Source organism: Bradyrhizobium sp. CCBAU 45394, from assembly GCF_028128655.1.
Taxonomy (GTDB): Bacteria; Pseudomonadota; Alphaproteobacteria; order Rhizobiales; family Xanthobacteraceae; genus Bradyrhizobium; species Bradyrhizobium diazoefficiens.
In genome coordinates this window covers 146289-165081 of sequence record NZ_LBIX01000176.1, presented here as the reverse complement: position 1 = coordinate 165081, position 18793 = coordinate 146289, and the positions used below count along the sequence as shown (strand labels likewise).

Below are 18793 nucleotides of genomic sequence, written 5' to 3'. Positions count from 1 at the left end.
CTTCCTTCCATTCGCGCTTTCGTCGGCATCACTGTCGATGAGGCCACAATCGGTTGATTGCCAAGGACCGCTTCTCCACGGAATCAACCAAGAGATCATCGATGCCTGAAGTTATTTTCGCCGGCCCCGCCGGCCGTCTCGAAGGCCGCTACCACCCGGCCAAGCAGAAGAACGCGCCGATCGCGATGATCCTGCATCCGCATCCGCAGTTTCACGGCACGATGAACCATCAGATCGTGTACCAGTGCTACTACGCTTTCGCGCACCGCGGCTTTTCGGTGCTGCGCTTCAATTTCCGCGGCGTCGGCCGCAGCCAGGGCTCGTTCGACCATGGCACCGGCGAATTGTCGGATGCGGCGGCAGCGCTCGACTGGGCGCAGACCATCAACCCCGAAGCGCGTGCCTGCTGGGTCGCCGGCTTCTCCTTCGGCGCCTGGATCGGCATGCAGCTCCTGATGCGCCGTCCCGAGGTCGAGGGCTTCATCTCGATCGCGCCGCCCGCCAACCTCTATGACTTCTCCTTCCTCGCGCCCTGCCCGTCCTCGGGCCTGATCGTGCATGGCGAGAAGGACGCGGTGGTGCCGCCCAAGGACGTCAACACGCTGGTCGAGAAGCTGAAGACGCAGAAGGGCATCGTGATCGACCAGCAGGTCATCCCCGGCGCCAACCACTTCTTCGACGCCAAGCTCGAGCCGCTGATGGAAACCATCACGGCCTATCTGGACATGCGTCTGGCGAACGTGCGCTGAGGCCCCAAATGGGCTCGTTCGTCGCCTTGCTGCGTGCCGTGAATGTCGGCGGCACCGGCAAGCTGGCGATGAGCGAGCTCAAGGCGATGTGTGAGGATCTCGGCTTTGCCGCCGTGCGCACCTATATCGCCAGCGGCAACGTCGTCTTCACCAGCCGCAAATCAGAAGCTGCGATCAAGAGCGCACTCGAACAGCGCCTCCATGCCTACGCCGGTGCGCCGGTTGGCGTGCTTGTGCGCAGCGCCGCCGAAATGGCGCAAGTCGCGACCGACAATCCCTTTCCGAAAGCCGCGCCCAACCGCACGGTTGCGATCTTCCTCGACAAGGCTCCGCCCGCGGATGCGCTGTCCGGGATTCGCGGCCAGAAGAACGAGGAGCTGCGCCTCGGCTGCCGCGAGATCTACGTCCACTATGGCGACGGCATGGGGACATCGAAGCTCGTCATCCCCGCCGCGAAAACCGGCACCGCGCGTAACATGAATACGATCGCGACGCTGGCGAGGATGGCCGCGGAGCTCTAGGCCAGCTTCAGCGCGGCGATCCCTGTCAGCACCAGCACGATACCGGCGATCTTCATTGCACTCAGGGTCTCGCCGAACAGCACCACGCCCATGACGAAGGTGCCGGCAGCACCAATGCCGGTCCAGACCGAATAGGCGACGCCGACCTCGAGCACCTTCAGCGCGCGTCCGAGCAGGAACACGAAGGCCGCGAGCAGCGCGAGCGACGCGATGCTCCAGCCCGGCCGCGTGTAGCCTTCCGCATATTTCATCGAGATCGCCCAGCCGACATCGAGCACGCCGGCGATCACCAGCATGAGCCAGGCCAATGATGGTGACATCGGTGCGGGCTCAGGCCGCGAGCTTGAGCAGGTGCGCGTCGTGGCGCACGAGGAAGGCGCGGAGCAATTGCGGATAGTCCGCTCCGACCGCGCTCCGCACGCTCGGACGCTTCGTAAGCTCAGTCCGCCACGCCCGCACCTTCGGCACATCCCTGAAGATGCCGAGCTCGGTCAGGTCGTCGAACACGTCGAAATAGCGGAAGATCGGGGCGAACACCGCATCGACCAGGCTGAACTGCGCGCCGGCGAAGAACGGACCTGTGCCGAGCGCAGCCTCAACCCGTGCGAACTTCGCGGCAAGCGCCTGACGCTTGCTCTCGAACGTCGCGGGATCGGTCGTCGTCTCCAGCCCCCAGAGATCGCCGAGGATCGCCGAACCGAACTCCATCCAGGCGCGGTGCTCGGCACGGCTCAGCGCATCCGCCGGATGCAGCTTCGCGCCCGCTTGCGTCTCCTCGATGTATTCGCAGATCACGTTGCTCTCGAACAGCGCGACCTCGCCCTTGTCGGTCGTCACCACCAGCACCGGCACCTTGCCGAGCGGCGACAGTTTGAGAAACCAGTCGGGCTTGTTGGCGAGATCGATGTCGACGCGCTCGAACGGCACGCCCTTCTCTTTGAGCGCGATCACCGCGCGCTGCACATAGGGGCAAAGCTTGTGGCTGATCAGTTTGAGCGAAGCGGTCATGGCCAATCCCGGCGGTTGGATGCAACTGCACCCACAATAGATGCATTTGCATCTATCCGTCAAGATACATGCACTTGCATTAACCGACCTTGTTTTTAAGGCCTGGACCTCAGGGCCGCGCGATCACCCCGCCCGTCATCGGCATCGGCACGCCCGTGGTAGCCGGATAGGACAGCGGCAGGCCCTTCAGCCCACGCGCGGCGAGGAAGCCGAACGCTTGGGCCTCGATGGCGTCGGAGGCCCATCCGAGGGCCTCGGCGGCCTCGACGGTGGCCGACCCCACCCGCTCCCGCAACATCCGCAGCATGGTGAGGTTGCGGGCGCCGCCGCCGCAGACGATCCAGCTTCGCGGCCGCCGCGGCAGCAGCGGAATGATGCGGGCGATGGCGGCCGCGGTGAAAGCTGTCAGCGTCGCGGCGCCGTCGGCCGGCGGCACGTCGCCAAGTTTCAGCGCGGCAAAATCGTTACGGTCGAGCGATTTTGGCGGCGGCAGCGCGAAGAACGGTAATTCCAGCGCCCGCGCGATCCAGGCCTCATCCGCCTTGCCGAGCGCGGCGAACTTGCCCTCCGTGTCGAACGCCTGGTTCATGGTGCGGTACATGAAATCGTCGAGCAGCGCGTTGCCGGGCCCGGTATCGCAGGCGATCAACGTGTCGTTGCCGTCGATATAGGTGATGTTCGAGACGCCGCCGATATTGACCACGACGATCGGCCCTTCGCGCTCGAGCGATTGCGCCAGCGCCCGGTGGTAGACCGGCACGAAGGGCGCGCCCTGCCCGCCGGCCTCGACGTCGGCGGCGCGGAAGTCGTGCATCACGGGGATATGGATCGCCCTGGCCAGCGCCGGCGCGTCGCCGATCTGCACCGTCAGCCGCTTCTCGGGCCGATGCAGCACGGTCTGGCCGTGAAAGCCGACGATGTCGATGTCCTCCGGCCTCATCCGGTTCTGGGCCACGAAGGCGGCGACGGCTTCGGCATGCGCCTGCGTCACTGCGCGTTCGGCCTCGGCCAGTATCCCCGGCCGGGCATCGCGCCGCGTCAGGTGCACGGCCTCGCTCAGCGCCTGGCGCAGCAGGTTGCGCTCGACCGGGCTGTAGGGCCGGTAGCCGGACGGACCGAACGCCTTCACTTGCTTTCCGTCGGTTTCGATCAGCGCGACATCGACCCCGTCCAGCGAGGTGCCGCTCATCAAACCGAGTGCCGTCAACATCATGGATCAGCGTCCTCAATACCCCCCTCTGGCATGCCGATCTTGTGCCAGAGGGACACATCTTATAATGCCACAGCGCCAAGTGGCGGGCAGCCATCGAGTTCCCACGGAAGACCGTTAAATTGCTCCCGAAACAGTAAACCAAGAATTGTCAGGCACGCCGACAGATGACTGCATTTAAATCGGATTTCCTCAATATCCTGCAGGAACGTGGATTCATCCATCAATGCTCCGATTTCGAGGGGCTGGACGCGCTCGCCGCCAAGGGCGAGGCCACCGCCTATGTCGGCTACGATTGCACCGCCCGCTCGCTGCATATCGGCAACTACCTGACCATGATGATGCTGCACTGGCTCCAGCAGTCCGGCAACAAGCCGATCACCCTGATGGGCGGCGGCACCACCATGGTCGGCGATCCCTCCGGCAAGGACGAGACGCGTGCGATGCGCACCGTCGCCGAGATCGAGGCCAACAAGGAATCGATCCGCGGCGTGTTCGCAAAGGTGCTGCGTTACGGCGACGGCAAGAGCGACGCCATCATGCTCGACAATGCGGAGTGGCTGACCAAGCTGAACTGGATCGAGATGCTGCGCGACGTCGGCCGGCACTTTTCGGTCAACCGCATGCTGACCATGGACTCCGTCCGGCTGCGCCTCGAGCGCGAGCAGGAGATGAGCTTCATCGAGTTCAACTACATGGTCTGCCAGGCCTACGACTTCGTCGAGCTCGCCAAGCGCACCGGCTGCAAATTGCAGATGGGCGGCTCGGACCAGTGGGGCAACATCATCATGGGCGTCGACCTCGGCCGCCGCATGGGCACGCACCAGTTGTTCGCGCTGACGACGCCGCTGCTGACGACGGCCTCCGGCGCCAAGATGGGCAAGACCGCGCAAGGCGCGGTGTGGCTCAACGCCGACCAGTTCTCGCCGTACGACTTCTGGCAGTACTGGCGCAACACCGAGGACGCCGACGTCGGCAAATTCCTGAAGCTGTTCACGACGCTGCCGATGAGCGAGATCGGCAAGCTCGAGGCGCTCGGCGGCTCGGAGATCAACGAGGCCAAGAAGGTGCTCGCCACCGAGGCGACCGCGCTCTTGCACGGCCGTGACGCAGCGAATGAGGCGGCTGAAACCGCGCGCCGCACCTTCGAGGAAGGCGCGCTCGCCGAAAGTCTGCCAACGGTGGAAATTCCGCGCGGCGAGCTCGACGCCGGCTTCGGCGTGCTCAACGCCTTCGTCAAGGCGGGCCTCGTTGCCTCCAACGGTGAGGCGCGGCGCCAGATCAAGGGCGGCGGCCTGCGCGTCAACGACGAACCCGTCACCGACGACAAGATGGCGCTCTCGGCGGCCCATCTGACGCCTGAGGGCGTGATCAAGCTGTCGTTCGGCAAGAAGAAGCACATCCTCATCAAGCCTGCATAGGCGTATGAGCTTTTCGCTGCTTGTCAGGGCGCGCCGAAGCGCGCTCCCTGACCGGCAATGGATCAGAAGACGCCCAGGGAATCGCGCAAGGATGGCGTCGCGGCGACGCCGGAAGGCGCCGTGCGCGTCGCACTCACCGTGCTCGCACTCTGCTTCACGTTGGCCGTGCTGGGCCGTGGGCTCGGCGACAGTTTTACGGTATTCCTGAAGCCGATCTCGGAAAGCTTTGGCTGGGACCGCGCACAGATCGTCTCGGTCTATTCGCTCACATGGCTCGCCAGCGGCCTCACCGCCCCCTTCGTCGGACGGCTGTTCGATCATTCCGGACCGCGCATCGTCTATGCGCTCGGGCTATCGCTGCTCGGCGCGGCATTCCTGGTTGCGGCGCACGCACAGCACCTGTGGCAGTTCCAGCTCTCGATCGGCCTCTGTGTCGGCATCGGCGTCGCCTTCATCGGCATCGTGCCGAACTCGATCCTGCTCGGTCGCTGGTTCGGGCCGCGCCTCCCGACCGCGATGTCGGTGGTGTATTCGGCCATGGGCGGCGGCGTGCTGGCGCTACTGCCGGCCTCGCAACTGCTGATCGACCATCTCGGCTGGCGCGGCACCTACCAGCTGTTCGGCTTTGCAGCATTGGGCCTGCTGGTGCCGCTGCTGCTGCTGCCGTGGCGGCTGTTCGCCACGGGCTCGCCGCATGTGGTGAAGAGGACCGATCCTGACTTCATCGACAACGGCTGGACGCTTCTCGGCGCGATGCGCCATCACGCCTTCTGGGCGCTGTTCTCGACCTTCTTCTTCACCGCCGTCGGCATGTACGCGATCGCCGCGCAGATCGTGGCCTATCTGATCGACGCAGGCTTCCCGCCGCTCCAGGCCGCGACGGCCTGGGGCTTCTCCGGCGTCGTGCTTGTGTTCGGCATGTTGGGGGTCTCCGCGCTCGACGGCCTGATCGGGCGCAGGCCTTCCGTGCTGTTGAGCTACGCGATCTCGATCCTCGGCATCGCCCTGCTCTGGCTGCTGCAATACGTCCCCAACATCCTGGTGCTCAGCGGATTCGTCGTCTGCTTCGGCAGCATGATGGGCTCGCGCGGCCCGCTGATCAGCGCGACCGCGATGCGGATCTTTCAGGGCAAGCGGGTCGGCACGATCTACGGCACCATTTCGATCGGCAGCGGGCTGGGCTCGGCGTTCGGCTCCTGGAGCGGTGGCCTGATCCACGACGCGACCCACGGCTACAACGCGTTGCTCGCCTTCGCACTTGCGAGTGTGGTGCTCGGGATGATTCCATTCCTGGTTGTCCCCGCCTTGCGGCGGTAGGTATGTCCGAGGTAACCTGCACCCCTCCGCGCCACCGGGAAATTACGGGCTCGCGCGACATGGCCACCCGCGAATAATCCGAACTCGCCGCGCTTTACGGCGTTTTGTCCGACATGACGAAAAAGTCAGCGCGGATTCCGCGCCTACAGCTTGCAGGGTGGAACCGAATGCGATTCAAGTCGCTTGGGAATTGTGGATGGAAGGGCGCAAATCATGAACTTCAACTATCTCTCTCGCTATCAACCGGCTCTGCTGAGCCTGTTTCGTTTCGTCACCGGACTGCTGCTGTTCCAGTACGGCGTCGCAAAACTGTTCAAGTTTCCGGCGCTTCCCTACTTCGCCGACATTCCGCCGCTGATCTACGCGGCCGGCGCGCTTGAGCTGGTGCTCGGCGCGGCCCTGATGCTCGGCCTGTTCACGCGGATCACGGCGTTCATCCTGTCGGGCGAAATGGCCTTCGCCTACTTCATGGGCCACATGCTCAAGACCGGCTCGCCGGTGTTCCTGCCACTGCTCAATGGCGGTACCGCCGCGATCCTGTTCTGCTTCGCCTGCCTCTATCTCTCGGCAGCCGGGGGCGGCTCGATCAGCGTCGATGCCGTCATGGGCAAGGAGAGCGACGCATCCGGCGAGGCCTACGCCCGGCGCTGACGCGCCCGCGGATCAATCCGCAAGCAGGACGGCACCCGCAGATCTGCCGGTGCCGTCCTAGCGCGCTCCCAGCACGTTCCAGATGAGAACGAGGGCCGCGACGAGCAGCACGGACATGATGATGCGATGAACGAATCGATTCATTGCAGGTCCTGCCAGGCTCTGTAGCCACCAAAGTCCAAGATCGATTTTTTCCAGCGCATGAACCGGTGCCTCCCGGCGCGTGGCGGTTTGCCTGCACGGTTGCGCACAAGCCTGCGAATGCCGTTCCGCGCGGCAGGCCGCCGCATGCCTCCATTCATGATTGGTAAGAACTTCATGCTACCGATGCGAGCAATAATAACCATTCCGTAGAGGCTGCGATGAAGCTGCTGAGTCATCTGAAGATCCGCACCAAGCTGGCCAGCATGGTCTGCCTCGCGGCGCTCACTGTCACGGCCATCATCGGGGTATCGACCGTTCTCAGCAAGAGCCGCATGATGGAGGACCGCGTCCAGCAGATGCGGACCGCGGTGGAGCTCCTCTACAACTACGCGCAATCGCTCCAGGACGAGGTGACCGCCGGCAAGCTGACGCAGGCCGAGGCCAAGGCCCTGTTCCACCAGCGCGGCCGTCGCATGAGCTTCAATAGCGGCCAGGGCTATCCGGTGGTCTACAATCAGGACACGTCCCTGATGGTGAACGGCGCCAATCAGCAGCTCGAAGGCAAGATCACGGGCGCCAAGGACTCCAATGGCGTGCTGATCGCCGACGCCATCCTCAAGGCTGCCGACCAGGCCGCGCCGGGCGGCGTGACCTCCTATCTCTATCCCCGCCCCGGCCAGACCGAGCCGGTCCGCAAGACCGTGTTCGCGCGCAAGTTCGCGCCCTGGAACGTGACCATCAGCTACGGCCTCTATGTCGACGATATCGATGCCGACGTGCGCGCGCTGACGCTGGAGCTCGCCGTCATCGGCGTCGGCCTGATGCTGCTGATGGCGACGCTGTCCTGGCTGATCGCCCGCGACGTGCTCGGCGCGCTCGACCGCCAGAAGAACCGCATGCAGGCGATTTCCGAAGGCGCCATCGACAAGCCGGTCGAGGAGACCGGCCGCGGCGACGAGATCGGCCGCATGGCCGAGACGCTCGAAGTGCTCCGGCAGACCGCGCTCACGGCGCGCAACCTCGAGGCCGAGCAGGTCGCCGCCAAGACCCGCAGCGAGCAGGAGAAGCGCGACGCCCTGATCGCACTCGCCGACCGCTTCGATGCGTCCGTCGGCCAGCTCGTCGGCCTGATGGCCTCGGGCTCCGGTGAACTCGAGACCACCGCCAAGTCGATGTCGTCCACCGCCGAAGGCACCAACCGCCGCGCCGCATTGGTCGGCTCGGCCGCCACCGAAGCCAGCCAGCGCGTCCAGACCGTCGCGGCCGCCGCCGAGGAGCTCTCCTCCTCGATCACCGAGATCAGCCGCCAGGTCGCGCAATCGGCCGAGGTCACCGGCCGCGCCGTGGACAACGCCCGCCGCACCGACACCATCGTCCGCGCACTCTCGGACGGTGCTCAGCAGATCGAGCATGTCGCCGAGCTGATCTCCAGCATCGCGGCGCAGACCAATCTGCTCGCGCTCAACGCCACCATCGAGGCCGCGCGCGCCGGTGAAGCCGGCCGCGGCTTTGCCGTCGTCGCCTCCGAGGTGAAGTCGCTCGCAAGCCAGACCGCCGAGGCCACCCGCGAGATCGGCGACAAGATCGCCCAGATCCAGGGCGCGACCAAGGAGGCCGTGGACGCCATCGGCGGCATCACCGCCACCATCGAGGAAGTCAGCCGGATCGCCACCTCGATCGGCGCGGCCATCGAGGAGCAAGGCGCCGCCACCGCCGAGATCGCGCGCAGCGTCTCGCAGACCGCGGAGGCGACCAAGGAGGTCACCACCAATATCGGCGGCGTCAGCACCGCGGCGAACGAGACCGGCAACGCCGCCGGCATGGTGCTCGCGGCGGCCAGCAGCCTCTCCAAGCAGGCCGAGCAGCTCTCGGGCGAAGTCGGCACCTTCCTGGCAGGCGTGCGCGCGGCGTAAGTTTCCGGACGCCTAAACCTCCGCATTCGTCATGGCCGGGCTTGTCCCGGGCATAACGAGCTATTCAAGCTTGTCGCTAGCGCCGCGCGAGGCTGCAACCGCTCGACAGCGGTCTTGCTGACCCCGTCGGGCTGTCGCCGGATTGTGCCGACGGCAACTGCTCGTCGAACGGCGTGTTCTGCTTGCCGGTGTTGAATTCGAATATCTTGCGGAACAGGCCGGGCGCCATCGCCGAGATTGGATTGACGCGCATCACGGGCGCGGCCGGTGTGCCGACGACCTCATAGGTCACGCCAATCAATCCCTCGTTGTTGCCGCCGCCGAGGAAGATGCCGAACAACGGGATCTGGCCGAAGATGTTGTTGACGCCGTACATCGGCACGAAGGTGCCGCTCATGCAGACCTGGTTGCCGGGATAGTCGATCGAGCCTTCGATGGTGCCGCCGATCATCGGTCCCTTGACGACGCCGTCGCGGATCGTGAGCGCGCCGTTCTGCCGGGTGAACTCCGCTCGCAGCGCCGTGAAGGACACGCCGCTCTGCGCGCCATTGGGACCGCCCGCCGCCACGCGATCGAGCTGATCCATTCCCTTGACCGTGAAGTCGCGCACATTGATCAGGCCTTCCCTGGTCGTAGGCTCTGACGTCGGCGGCTCCATCGCCACCACCATCTGGCCGCCGAAGACCTTGTTGGTGGTGTCGGTGAAGCGCAGCAGCGCGCCGGCATCGTTGGTCTGGAGATAGATCACCTCGCGGGCACCCTGGGCGCGGCCGCCGCGCAGATCGGCCGCCACCGGCGTATCGCGGCCGATCTTGCCGCTCAGCGTGAAGGCTTTGACGGCGCCGCTGCGCCGCGACATCTTGGCATCGACGCTGCGCATCGCCTCGCCGTTGAATCCGGCGACGGCGCCGAGCTTCACGTCGATGTCGAAATCGACGTTCTTCATCTTGCTCTTGGCATCGTCCTTGGAATTGCCTGAGATCGCCGACTTCAGGAAACCGCGGCCGTCGAACACGTCGCCGCGCATCGTGCCGCGCACCACGCCGTCCTGGCTGCGCTCGACCTTCAACGACGCCTTGTCGCCGTCGGATGGCGCGTAGATCGGGAAGTTCGCGTTCATGAGGTCGCCGTTCGGGTCGACCTCGAGCGAGCCCTTGATCGAGGCGCCGCCGCCTTCGATGACGATGTCCTCGAAGCGCGTCGATTGCGCGGTCGGCACCACCTTGAAGCTGGCCTTGCCCGACTTGCCCGGCAGCTTGACCCAGCCAGGCAGGATGTTGTCGAGCTTGACCGAGGTCAAGTCGGCCTCGACGCCGAGCTTGGTGGTCTGGTCCGCGCCGCCCGCGATCTTGCCCGAGAGCTTGATCGGCAACGAGCCACTGACGGCCGGGCTGAGATCGAAGCCGAGACGCGCGCGGCTCGCATCGTCCAGCGTCGCCTGCAGGCGGACGTCGGCATCGCCCTCGGCCTGCTTGCGATAGTCGAGCGAGGCCGCCTGCCCGTTGATCTTGACGTCGCCCTTGACCTGGTAGCCCTGGTTGCTCGCGACGATCTTCAGATTGTTGGCCTCCAGCTTCTGGTTCATCACCAGCTTGTCGGCGGCAAAGCCGTTGAGATCGGCGGTGACGGCGTAGGTGGTGTCGGCCTTGGTCAGCTCGCCCCTGACCGGCAAGCCGAGCTGGATGTTCGCCGAGAACGTTCCCTTGCTGGTGTTGGGATCGACGACGGTCGCCGACAGATCGCTCAGCCGGTCATTGGCGAGCATTTCGGCCGCCGCAGGCACGGGTCCGTCGACGCGAAACCTGGTGCGCGAGGGCGAGGGTTTGGGTGCCATGTCCGGCACCTCGAAGACGAAGTCGGAGATCGTGACCTTGCGGCCGGCGGGCGTGTCGGCAATGCCCTGCCCGATGCTCACGGTGGCGGTGCGCCCGGTCACGCGCGCCTTCAAATCGGCATCGTGCACGACAGGCATGCCGTCCACCGGGCGGACCGCGACGCCGCTCGCCACGATGTTGACCGAGAGGCCGTCGTCGGGAATGGGCGGGCCCTTCCGTGGAAGGTTCCTGGTCGGCGAATTGACGCCGATCTCGATGCGCTGGAGCGTGCCGCGCTCGATCCGCTCGATCACCCATTCGCGCAATTCCGGAACGACGAGCGTCGGCCACATCCGCTTGAGCGCGGAAGCCGACATCGGCGTTCCCGCAAAGCCCAGCGTGAGCCGCGGCTCGCCGGAATAGTCGATGGCGCCGGTGCCGGCGACGCCGATCTCGCCATTGCTGATATCGGCCTGCGTCAGCAGGAGGCGCTTGTGGTCGGTATCGAAGCGAAGACCGATCGCAATGCGGTTGAAGACGAGCGGCGGCTCGTTGTCGATGCCGCCCAGGAGGATCGAGCCGCCGCTGAAGCCGAGCTGCCAGTCGTTGATGCTGCCGTTGGGCGGCTCCAGATGCGCCAGCAGCGTCAGGCGGTTCGCACCCGAGAGAATCTTGAACGGTGCGACCAGCACGCGCCGATTGGAGTCCCACTCGACATTGATCTCGGCCGAGTCGATCGCCATCGGATAATCGGGCGTGTCGGTGTCGATGATGTTGCCCGCGCCGACCGTGATCTTGCCGCGGAAGAAGGTCGGCACGCCGTCGCGGCCGAGCTCGCCCTTGAGCTCGCCGGTCAGCGGCAGGTCGGCGGTATAGGTGAGATCCTTGACCCGTAGCGCCAGCAGGATGTTGGCGGTGGAAACCTTGTCGGCGCGGATGTCGACCGAGCGCACGCCGTTCTCGGCGGGACCGATCGTGGCACGCAGCGACCATGGACGCGCGCCCTCCTCGCCGAGGCTGAGCGCGACGCCGCCGCGGCTCGGCCGGCGCAGGCTGAGCGTGATGTTCTCGAACGTCCATTTGCTGCCGCGCTGCTGATCGTCGACGATCAGATTGCCGTTCTTCAGACCGATCTCGTTGAGGTTCTGGCCGTCGAGGCCGGTCATGCTCAGGCTGTCGAGCCAGTCGAGGCCCTGGAGAATGCCGCTCTGCGCAGTCGCCTGAGGTGCCGCCTGGGATGCGTCGGGGCTTGCAGGCGCGGTCGCGAACGGCGGCGGCGGGACACCGTTGCGCGGGAATGTCGGCGGCAGGCCGGCATCCTTCTTGGAGGCCACGCCGGTTGCCAGCGGTTTTGCGGTATCACCGGCCGACACCGTGACGGTCCCGTCGGGCGCGATGCGGATCGCAAGCTCGGCGTCGACGAGATTGAGGCTTTCGGCGCGCAGGTGCCCCATCAGCAGACCCGCACCCGACAGCTTGACCTCGGCCTTCGGCGCGGTGGCGACGATGGCATGGTCGTGGTCGCGAACGACGATGTCGCGGATGCGCACGGCGATACGAATCCGCCCGGCCCGCTCGATCTGCGTGCCGCCGACCTCCACGGTGTTGCCGTGGCCGATGTTGTCCTCGATCGCCGCTGCAAGCCAGGGCGTTGCGATGTCGAGATTGATCGGACCGGTCCCGAGCCGCCACCACAGCGCGCCGAAACACCCGACGAAGATGACGGCCAGGGCGCCGACGACGATAGCCAGCCGCTTCAGCCAGCGATCGGCCGCCAGCCAGCGGCGCACCGCCCCAAACCCGTCACCGAAGCGATGGAAGCCCGAATTGGAACGCGACAACAGCCGGCGCGCACGATAGCCCGCCGCCGCTTCCTGATCCGGGTCCCAGTCGGCATCGTCCCATTCCTGCGGCTCCGAATGACCGCCGCGCCGATCGAAATCCCGATTGTAATCCTGGGGCGACTTATTCCTTGCCATTGCCTCTCGATACAGGCGCCCATCGTGGGATTGAGCGCCGCCGGGACCGCAGCCGTCGACCGGGAGCGAACGCCCCTGCGCCGGCGTTGCCGCCATACCTCGAATATTCCTGCTGTTCGTCATTTCGCCCCGGGAGCGCGTTCAACGAGCAGTGGGGTGGTGCGTGGAATTCCTTGTAACCATACTCCGGCGTCGTCAGACTTGCCCAGCCGAGGGCGCGAGTCCGGTACACCGGACGAGAGCTGCAATACCGCTTTGGTTGACCCGCCGAAAGCGTCGAAAGGAAGGCGTATGTCCAAGAAATCCCAAAAGAAATCGTCCAAAACGCCCTCCGGCACGACAGCGGCAAAAAAGAAGGCCTCGAAAACCCGGGCAGCGACTCAAACAAAGTCCGCGAAAACACAGCGGACACCGGCGAGCAAATCAACCGGGAGCATAGCAAAAGCAGCATCGCATGGCGCCGCATCGAAACAGTTAAATTCCTCCAGATCGGCCCCTGCGTCTGCGGCCAGGCAGGTCCTGGCCGAGGGGCAGAAGGCCCCAGCCTTCCGCCTGCCCCGCGACGGCGGCGGCGCGGTCACGCTGTCGGATTATGCCGGCCGGAAGCTCGTCCTGTTCTTCTACCCCCGCGCCGATACGCCCGGCTGCACCAGGGAGGCCATCGACTTCACGCGCCTGGCCGACGCCTTCGCCGCGGCCGGGACGGCCGTGATCGGTATTTCCGCGGATTCGTTAAAGGCCCAGGAGAAATTCCGCGACAAGCACAGCCTCGGCATTCCACTGATCTCGGACGAGAAGCACGAGATGCTGGAGGCGTATGGCGCCTGGGGCGAAAAATCCATGTATGGCAAGAGCTTCCTCGGGATTCTTCGCACCACGGTGCTGATCGGAAGCGACGGCAAGGTGGCCAGGATCTGGCGTAACGTCCGGGTCGACGGCCATGCCGACCAGGTGCTGGAAGCGGCAACAAGTCCTTAACCAGACCTTTAAATACGACTGCTCCCGTTTCCGGAAAATTAACCATGACCGGCCCAGATTGCTGCGGCAATTAGGCCGTACGGACTCATCCGACCGGCGCGGGAGTGCCGATGTCGAAAAGTTCTGCCCAATACTCGCAGTACCCCCAACATCATCCTCACGACCACGGACGGGCCCTCCATCGCCGTCCGGCCGCCGCAGCAGCGGCAATTGCGATTCCCCTGCCCGCGACCGACGACGCTTACACCATCGTCCATGCCGGCAAGCAGGTGCGCTTCGGGCCCGTGGTGTTCTGGATCGTGGTCGGCACGGTCGTGCTGCTCGGACTCTGGTCGGCCGCGACTGCCACCTACTTTGCCTTTCGCGACGATGTCCTGACCCGGCTGATCGCCCGCCAGGCTGAGATGCAGTACGCCTATGAGGACCGCATCGCCGAGCTGCGCGCCAAGGTCGATCGCACCACCAGCCGGCAGCTGCTCGACCAGGAACAGTTCGACCAGAAGCTCGACCAGATCATGAAGCGCCAGACGGCGCTGGAGTCCCGGGCCACGGCGCTCGGGGCCATGCCTGACGTGACAGGCTCGATTCCCCGTTCGACCCCGCAGCGTGGCGACGCCGGCCAGAGCACAACGCAGGGCACGCCAAAGCCGTCGCCGATCAGCGACACCGTGATCTTCGTGGCGCCGCCGGATCGCGAAGCGCGGCTCGAGTCGCGCGCGCCGGCGGTCATGGCCCCACAGGCCAATCAGTTCGCCAAGAACCAGGGTTTCGACAATGTCCTGGTCCGCCTCACCACCTCGCTCGATCAGGTCGAGCGTCGTCAGATGGCGGCGCTCAGCGCCGTCGAGGACGGCATGGATTCGCGCATGCGCCGGATGCGCGGCGTGGTCAGCGATCTCGGCCTGAACCTCGCCAGTCTCGAAGCCGCCGTGCCGCGGACCGCGATGGGTGGGCCGTTCGTGCCCGTCAAGCTGACGGCCAATGCCGGGCCGTTCGAGAAGCAGCTCAATCGCATCAACGTCACCCGCGCCGAGATGGATCGCCTCAATCGCACGCTGGCACTGGTGCCCTATCGCAAGCCCGTCATCGGCGAGGTCGAGTTCACCTCCGGATTCGGCGTGCGCAGCGATCCATTCCTGGGTCGGCCTGCGATGCATACCGGCCTCGACTTCCGTGCCGCCACGGGCGATCCGGTCCGCGTCACCGCCAACGGCAAGGTGGTCTCGGCCGGCTGGTCCGGGGGCTATGGCCGCATGATCGAGGTCGACCACGGCAACGGACTTGCGACCCGCTACGGCCATCTCTCCGAGATCAACGTCAAGGTCGGCGAGATCGTGAAGATCGGCCAGGTCGTCGGTCTCGTCGGCTCGACCGGCCGTTCCACCGGTCCACATCTGCACTACGAAACCCGCATCGACGGCGAAGCGGTCGACCCGCAGAAGTTCCTGCGCGCGGGCGTGCGTCTCAGTGCGGGCTAGAACGCGCCCCTGCCCTCATTGAACATTCGTGAGCGCTTCAGGCGCGAGGCTGACACGCCTTCAGGAAGAATTTGAGTCCTGCTTCGATCTCCTGCTCGATCGCCTCCTCCGTGAGATCGCTGAGGCCCAGTACAATCAGCAGCGGTAGTTCGCCGCGGACCAGGCTCAGGAATTGATTGGCGGCTTCCATCGGATCGTCAAACTCCAAGACCTTCGCAGCCCTGGCTTCTTCGAGGAATTGAGCGAGCCGCCGAATCGTCGCCTCGGGTCCGCTTTCATAGAAGAGCCGGGCGAGCACGGGAAACCGACCGCTCTCGTTGGCGATGATGCGGACGAAGGCAACGTCCTTTCGATGGATGAAGGTGTGGAGGTATTGCCTGGCGAAATCCCGCAGCGCCTCAGACAGTCCGGCGGACAGTTTGGGCACCGGCAAATCGCGTTGCAGGCTCTCGCACTCCGCCACGATCAGCGAGGCGAACAAAGCCTCCTTGCTCGGGAAATACGCGTAGAGCGTGGCCTTCGACACGCCGGCGGCTTTCGCGATGGCGTCCATACTGGTTGCGGAAAAGCCCTGCTCGAGAAAAAGCTGCCACGCCGCTCGGATGACGATGTCCATCTTGCGGCCCGCTGGTGCGCTCTCCTTCTCGTGAACAGGATGGGCGATCGTTTCGATCAAGGGTGACTCTCCGTCGGCTCGCGAATCGGTGTCGTAGGCGTCAACGCGCACAATGGCTGCGTCTCAACAGCTTGAAAGAACTAAAGAGACGCCCTGAGCACGACACAGGTAGCAAAACTTCTTTACGGTACACAACAAAACTAAACAGTTCAGTACCATTGACAACACCTGCTTGCTCGGTCAAGTACTGAACGGTTCAGTTTCGATATGAGCCTTGGATGCCGTTCAGAACATTCCTCCGTAGAGGCGCCATAATACCGTTAGCCCAAGCCGCGATCGCGCTCGCCGGCTGTGCCGTCGGCCCGAATTTCGAGGCGCCGGACGCCCCGCCGGTCAGCGGCTACACTGCGGGCGGATTCTCCGCGACCAAGGGCGCAGACGGGCCTGGCGGAACGGCACAGCGGATCGTGAACGGCGCGGACGTGCCGGCGGTCTGGTGGCAGGTGTTTCGCTCACGGCAGATCGAAGCCTTCGTCCGGGAAGCAATCGACAACCATCCGGACCTTGCCGCGGCGCAAGCGGCGCTGCGCCAGGCTCGCGAAGTTGCGGCGGCAGACACCAGCGCCCTGATGCCGTCGATCACCGGGGAAGGCAGTGCGACGCGCAGCCAAGTGCCGCTGGCACAGTCCGGGCAGACCGGACCGTCATCGCTGTACACCCTCTACAAGACCTCGGTCCCGGTTTCGTTCACGCCGGACATCTTCGGTGGCAAAGCGCGCGGGATCGAGGCGGATCTCGCCAATGCGGACTATGAGCGCTTCCAGCTCGAGGCGACCTATCTCTCATTGACGGCAAACGTCGTGACGACCGCGATCAGCGATGCGTCCTACGCGGCGCAGATTCGCGTGACCCAGGAACAGATCGACGGTCAGCGTCAGCTGGTCGCGTTGCTCGAACAGCAGTTTGCCCTCGGCGCCGTCGCCAACAGCGATGTCCTGACTCAGAAGGCCCAGCTGGCGCAGACGCTTGCGACGCTGCCGCCGCTGCAAAAGTCGCGCGCGCAAAATCGCAACCAGCTGATGGCGTATCTCGGCAGACTGCCGAGCCAGGACAGAGGCGAGGCCGTGCCGCTGGCAAACCTGCGCCTGCCGCGCGATCTGCCGGTCAGCGTACCGTCGCTGCTGGTGCGGCAGCGTCCGGACATCCGAGCTGCCGAAAGCCAGATGCATCAGGCCAGCGCGAATGTCGGTGTTGCCACGGCCAACATGCTGCCGAACGTGACGCTGTCAGCTTCGGGCGGCAGCTCTGCGCTGGCGCTGTCGGGACTCTACGGCCCGCAATCGGCGGCCTGGAGCGTGGCGGCAAGTGTCACCGGCCCGATCTTCGATGCCGGCTCGCTGTTCCACACCAAGGAGTCCAAGGTCGCTGCACTGGAGCAGAAAGGCGCGCAATATCGCTCGACCGTGATCACCGCGTTCCAGAATGTCGCCGACGCGCTCCGCGCCATCCAGTCGGATGCTGATCTGCTGAAGGCCCAGATCGAGGCGGAGAAGACCGCCGCGGAGAGCCTGAAGATGTCGCAGGCCCAGTTCAAGGCCGGCTCCACCACGTTCATCTCCGTCATCAACGCCGAACAGACGCTGCTGACCGCGCGCATCAACCGCGTGAAGGCGCAGGCCTCGCGCTATGCCGACACCGTCTCGCTGTACCAGGCACTCGGCGGCGGCTGGTGGAATCGCGTCGATGAGTCCCCCGCCTCCGAAGTAAAGCCCGCGGGCGTTGCCGCGATATTCACCCCCGCGGGGGCCCTGCCGGCTCAGCCGACCCCGCCCGCCAACTGATGCGAAAGCCCGAAGCCATGTTGAAGCGCATGATTATCATGTTGTGTGTCGTCGGTGCGGTGTTCGCCGCCCTCGCCTGGTTCGTCAGCTTCCGCGCCGGCATGATCAAACAGGCCATGGCCGCGCTCGCCGATCCCCCGCAGACGGTGTCGACGACCGCCGCGCAGCTCAGCGACTGGCAATCCGCATTGACCGCCATCGGCACGTTTCGCGCGGTGAACGGCGCCGATCTGTCGCTGCAACAGTCAGGCATCGTGGACGGCATTCATTTCGAATCCGGCAAGGATGTCGGCGCCGGTGACGTGTTGCTCGACCTGCGCAAGCAGGACGACGTCGCCAAGCTGCAGTCGTTGCAGGCCACCGCCGACGGCTACGCCATCACGTTGCGGCGCGACCAGGGTCAGCTGAAGATCAATGCGGTCAGCCAGGCGACGGTCGACAGCGATGTCGTGAACGAGCGCAACGCGCTGGCGCTGGTCGCCCAGCAGCAGGCGCTCATGGACCAAAAGACGCTGAAGGCACCTTTTGCCGGGCGTCTCGGCGTGCGTCAGGTCGATGTTGGCCAGTATCTGACCGCGGGCACCACCATCGTCACGCTACAGGCGCTCGACCGGCTCTTTGTCGACTTCACGCTGCCGCAACAGGCACTCGACCAGGTCAAAGTCGGACAGGAGGTCACCGCTCGCATCGACGCCTTTCCGGACCGCAGCTTCAAGGGCGTGGTGCAGGCGTTCAATTCCAAGGTCGATCAGGCCAGCCGCAACGTTCAGGTCCGCGCGATTTTCGACAATACGGATCGCAAGCTCCTGCCCGGCATGTTCGCGCGGATCGATGTCCGTGTCGGACACCCCACGAGCTATCTCACGCTGCCGCAGACCGCCATCGTCTACAACACCTATGGAGAGTCGGTATTCCTCGCCGTCAAGAGCGACGCACCGGACAAGCAGGGTTTGATAGCCCGCCAGACCTTCATCAAGACCGGCGCCACCCGTGGCGATCAGGTGGCGGTGATCTCGGGTCTCGATCAGGGCGCAACCGTCGTCACCGCGGGCCAGGTCAAGCTGCGCAACGGCACCCTGCTGAAAGTCGACAACTCCATTCCCCTGGCGAACGATCCCAATCCGGCACCTGCCGATCAGTGAGGAACGAGAAC

At 65.1% G+C, this 18793-nt stretch carries 16 protein-coding genes; 10 read left to right on the top strand and 6 right to left on the bottom strand.

Going from position 1 to position 18793, the window contains the following annotated elements; all coding sequences use genetic code 11:
- Positions 1–101 precede the first annotated feature (101 nt).
- Positions 102–749, top strand: coding sequence for an alpha/beta hydrolase (locus WN73_RS38150; RefSeq protein ID WP_008143006.1), 648 nt, complete (start codon positions 102–104; stop codon positions 747–749).
- A gap of 8 nt (positions 750–757) precedes the next feature.
- A complete protein-coding gene (locus WN73_RS38145; protein WP_271557339.1) occupies positions 758–1270 on the top strand; it encodes a DUF1697 domain-containing protein in 513 nt (170 codons plus the stop codon).
- On the opposite strand, the gene WN73_RS38140 is transcribed toward WN73_RS38145, so the two are convergent.
- From WN73_RS38140 to WN73_RS38130, 3 genes are all read right to left on the bottom strand, one after another.
- Positions 1267–1590, bottom strand: coding sequence for a DMT family transporter (locus tag WN73_RS38140; protein ID WP_011087106.1), 324 nt, complete (start codon positions 1588–1590; stop codon positions 1267–1269). The two genes, WN73_RS38145 and WN73_RS38140, sit on opposite strands and share 4 nt — an antisense overlap.
- A 10-nt stretch (positions 1591–1600) precedes the next feature.
- Entirely contained in the window at positions 1601–2278 is a 678-nt protein-coding gene (locus WN73_RS38135; protein WP_161535047.1) for a glutathione S-transferase family protein, read from the bottom strand.
- Positions 2279–2387: 109 nt separating this feature from the next.
- Positions 2388–3491, bottom strand: coding sequence for an anhydro-N-acetylmuramic acid kinase (locus WN73_RS38130; protein ID WP_060911847.1), 1104 nt, complete (start codon positions 3489–3491; stop codon positions 2388–2390).
- A gap of 164 nt (positions 3492–3655) precedes the next feature.
- Between WN73_RS38130 and tyrS the strand changes: the two genes are divergently transcribed.
- The 3 genes from tyrS to WN73_RS38115 all read left to right on the top strand — a co-directional run bounded on the left by tyrS (position 3656) and on the right by WN73_RS38115 (position 6877).
- A complete protein-coding gene (gene tyrS, locus WN73_RS38125) occupies positions 3656–4909 on the top strand; it encodes a tyrosine--tRNA ligase (protein WP_271557331.1) in 1254 nt (417 codons plus the stop codon).
- 57 nt (positions 4910–4966) lie between these two features.
- Positions 4967–6226 (top strand): MFS transporter, encoded by a 1260-nt coding sequence (locus WN73_RS38120; RefSeq protein WP_271557329.1) that lies wholly within the window; start codon positions 4967–4969, stop codon positions 6224–6226.
- 213 nt (positions 6227–6439) lie between these two features.
- Positions 6440–6877, top strand: a complete 438-nt coding sequence (locus tag WN73_RS38115; protein WP_271557328.1) for a DoxX family protein — start codon at positions 6440–6442, stop codon at positions 6875–6877.
- A gap of 140 nt (positions 6878–7017) precedes the next feature.
- On the opposite strand, the gene WN73_RS38110 is transcribed toward WN73_RS38115, so the two are convergent.
- Positions 7018–7257 (bottom strand): hypothetical protein, encoded by a 240-nt coding sequence (locus tag WN73_RS38110; RefSeq protein WP_133415017.1) that lies wholly within the window; start codon positions 7255–7257, stop codon positions 7018–7020.
- On the opposite strand from WN73_RS38110, the gene WN73_RS38105 reads away from it, so the two are divergent.
- Positions 7240–8934: a methyl-accepting chemotaxis protein gene (locus tag WN73_RS38105; protein ID WP_271557326.1), complete on the top strand. Its 1695-nt coding sequence runs from the start codon at positions 7240–7242 to the stop codon at positions 8932–8934. The genes WN73_RS38110 and WN73_RS38105 overlap by 18 nt on opposite strands.
- 76 nt (positions 8935–9010) lie before the next feature.
- Here the strand turns inward: WN73_RS38105 and WN73_RS38100 are convergent, their stop codons facing one another.
- Positions 9011–12823 carry a YhdP family protein gene (locus WN73_RS38100; protein WP_271557325.1) on the bottom strand — a complete coding sequence of 1271 codons (3813 nt, stop codon included), beginning with the start codon at positions 12821–12823 and terminating at the stop codon, positions 9011–9013.
- Positions 12824–13018: 195 nt separating this feature from the next.
- Here WN73_RS38100 and WN73_RS38095 point away from each other — a divergent pair, with 195 nt between their 5' ends.
- Positions 13019–13705 (top strand): peroxiredoxin, encoded by a 687-nt coding sequence (locus WN73_RS38095; protein ID WP_271557923.1) that lies wholly within the window; start codon positions 13019–13021, stop codon positions 13703–13705.
- Between the two features lie 110 nt (positions 13706–13815).
- Entirely contained in the window at positions 13816–15183 is a 1368-nt protein-coding gene (locus WN73_RS38090; RefSeq protein ID WP_271557323.1) for a M23 family metallopeptidase, read from the top strand.
- Positions 15184–15220: 37 nt separating this feature from the next.
- On the opposite strand, the gene WN73_RS38085 is transcribed toward WN73_RS38090, so the two are convergent.
- On the bottom strand, positions 15221–15859 hold the full coding sequence (locus WN73_RS38085) for a TetR/AcrR family transcriptional regulator (RefSeq protein ID WP_271557322.1): 639 nt from the start codon (positions 15857–15859) through the stop codon (positions 15221–15223).
- Positions 15860–16077: 218 nt separating this feature from the next.
- Here WN73_RS38085 and WN73_RS38080 point away from each other — a divergent pair, with 218 nt between their 5' ends.
- A complete protein-coding gene (locus WN73_RS38080; RefSeq protein WP_011087094.1) occupies positions 16078–17640 on the top strand; it encodes an efflux transporter outer membrane subunit in 1563 nt (520 codons plus the stop codon).
- Positions 17641–17657: 17 nt separating this feature from the next.
- Positions 17658–18782 (top strand): efflux RND transporter periplasmic adaptor subunit, encoded by a 1125-nt coding sequence (locus WN73_RS38075; RefSeq protein ID WP_028171251.1) that lies wholly within the window; start codon positions 17658–17660, stop codon positions 18780–18782.
- The last annotated feature ends 11 nt before the right edge of the window (positions 18783–18793 follow it).

What these genes read in the sequence shown, in the direction of transcription:
- WN73_RS38135 (WP_161535047.1), bottom strand. Translation starts at nt 2,278, where the DNA reads ATGACCGCTTCGCTCAAACTGATCAGCCACAAGCTTTGCCCCTATGTG.
- WN73_RS38110 (WP_133415017.1), bottom strand. Translation starts at nt 7,257, where the DNA reads ATGACTCAGCAGCTTCATCGCAGCCTCTACGGAATGGTTATTATTGCT.
- WN73_RS38080 (WP_011087094.1), top strand. Translation starts at nt 16,078, where the DNA reads ATGCCGTTCAGAACATTCCTCCGTAGAGGCGCCATAATACCGTTAGCC.
- WN73_RS38130 (WP_060911847.1), bottom strand. Translation starts at nt 3,491, where the DNA reads ATGATGTTGACGGCACTCGGTTTGATGAGCGGCACCTCGCTGGACGGG.
- WN73_RS38095 (WP_271557923.1), top strand. Translation starts at nt 13,019, where the DNA reads ATGTCCAAGAAATCCCAAAAGAAATCGTCCAAAACGCCCTCCGGCACG.
- WN73_RS38120 (WP_271557329.1), top strand. Translation starts at nt 4,967, where the DNA reads ATGGATCAGAAGACGCCCAGGGAATCGCGCAAGGATGGCGTCGCGGCG.
- WN73_RS38150 (WP_008143006.1), top strand. Translation starts at nt 102, where the DNA reads ATGCCTGAAGTTATTTTCGCCGGCCCCGCCGGCCGTCTCGAAGGCCGC.
- WN73_RS38100 (WP_271557325.1), bottom strand. Translation starts at nt 12,823, where the DNA reads ATGGCGGCAACGCCGGCGCAGGGGCGTTCGCTCCCGGTCGACGGCTGC.
- WN73_RS38075 (WP_028171251.1), top strand. Translation starts at nt 17,658, where the DNA reads ATGTTGAAGCGCATGATTATCATGTTGTGTGTCGTCGGTGCGGTGTTC.
- WN73_RS38145 (WP_271557339.1), top strand. Translation starts at nt 758, where the DNA reads ATGGGCTCGTTCGTCGCCTTGCTGCGTGCCGTGAATGTCGGCGGCACC.
- tyrS (WP_271557331.1), top strand. Translation starts at nt 3,656, where the DNA reads ATGACTGCATTTAAATCGGATTTCCTCAATATCCTGCAGGAACGTGGA.
- WN73_RS38140 (WP_011087106.1), bottom strand. Translation starts at nt 1,590, where the DNA reads ATGTCACCATCATTGGCCTGGCTCATGCTGGTGATCGCCGGCGTGCTC.
- WN73_RS38115 (WP_271557328.1), top strand. Translation starts at nt 6,440, where the DNA reads ATGAACTTCAACTATCTCTCTCGCTATCAACCGGCTCTGCTGAGCCTG.
- WN73_RS38090 (WP_271557323.1), top strand. Translation starts at nt 13,816, where the DNA reads ATGTCGAAAAGTTCTGCCCAATACTCGCAGTACCCCCAACATCATCCT.
- WN73_RS38105 (WP_271557326.1), top strand. Translation starts at nt 7,240, where the DNA reads ATGAAGCTGCTGAGTCATCTGAAGATCCGCACCAAGCTGGCCAGCATG.